This is a genomic window from uncultured Aurantimicrobium sp., assembly GCF_936931525.1.
Taxonomy (GTDB): Bacteria; Actinomycetota; Actinomycetes; order Actinomycetales; family Microbacteriaceae; genus Aurantimicrobium.
Genome location: NZ_CAKZII010000063.1, coordinates 1 through 1,028 on the forward strand (window position 1 = coordinate 1; position 1,028 = coordinate 1,028).

Annotated in this window: 1 protein-coding gene; it reads right to left on the reverse strand. The window is 55.2% G+C overall.

Annotated elements, in window-relative coordinates; translation table 11 throughout:
* Positions 1 to 141: 141 nt before the first annotated feature.
* Positions 142 to 1,028 (reverse strand): amino acid permease (locus Q0362_RS02830; RefSeq protein WP_298119550.1); only part of this gene is annotated, 887 nt, incomplete at its 5' end.

The window sequence follows — 1,028 nt, forward strand, 5'->3', positions numbered from 1 at the left end:
TCTGTAATGGTGAGCTCAGAAGGAGCGTCACCCATGGGTGCGTCGATTTCTGGCTTAGTGAGGTTGTGTTCAGTCATGACTTAATTCTGGCAGAGAAAAGGGCCGGCTCCCGAAGGAACCGGCCCCATGTTTCTAGAGAGGTTACTTTTCTCCGTCAACTCCGTCGGAAGCGAGAAGTTCCTTCTCGACCTTTCCGCCGTAACCCTCTTTCTGAGGGTCACCGTGGAGTCCACCTGATACTGCGTATTCTTCTTCAGGAGAAAGCACGAGGCGCTTACGTCCATAGACAGCGAAACCAATCAGCATCAATGCGTAGATCACAGCAATAGCGATGATGGCTGGTCGTGCTGGCTCGTTGATGAAGAATCCGAAGAAGATCGCCAGCGAGACTACTGCCGCAATAACAGCACCGGGGATACCCCAAGGGCTCTTGTATGGGCGGTTCGCGTTGGGGAACTTCTTGCGCAGGATGATGAAGGACACCATCTGCAGGATGTAGGCGATAACAGCACCCCATACTGCGATGTTGAGCACGATAGCTCCGGCAACACCAGTTGCTCCACCGAGGGAGTCAACTGCAATCAGTGCAAGGAACCCAATAACTGCACCAACGGTCAGTGCAACGTAGGGGGTTTCGCGCTTTCCTGTCAGAGAGAGCACCTTGGGGTAGTAACCAGCTCGTGAGAGCGAGTACATGTTGCGGCCGTAGGCGAACATGATTCCCTGCAGTGAAGCCAGCAGACCAATCAGTGCAAACAGTGCGAGCACGGCAGCTGCACCGTCACCCACCATGGCGCGGAAACCATCGAGCAGAGGTTCACCTGCTGCGCTGATTCCTTCAGCACCCACGAGAGCGGTGTTGAGGAAGAGCACGAGCAGACCGGTCACGATCAGGGTGGTGCGAGCGATCAGACCAGCACGGGGAATGTCACGAACAGGGTCGTGGGATTCTTCAGCAGCAAGAGGAAGTTCCTCAATACCGAGGAAGAACCACATTGCGTAAGGAAGGGCGAACAGGATGGGCAACC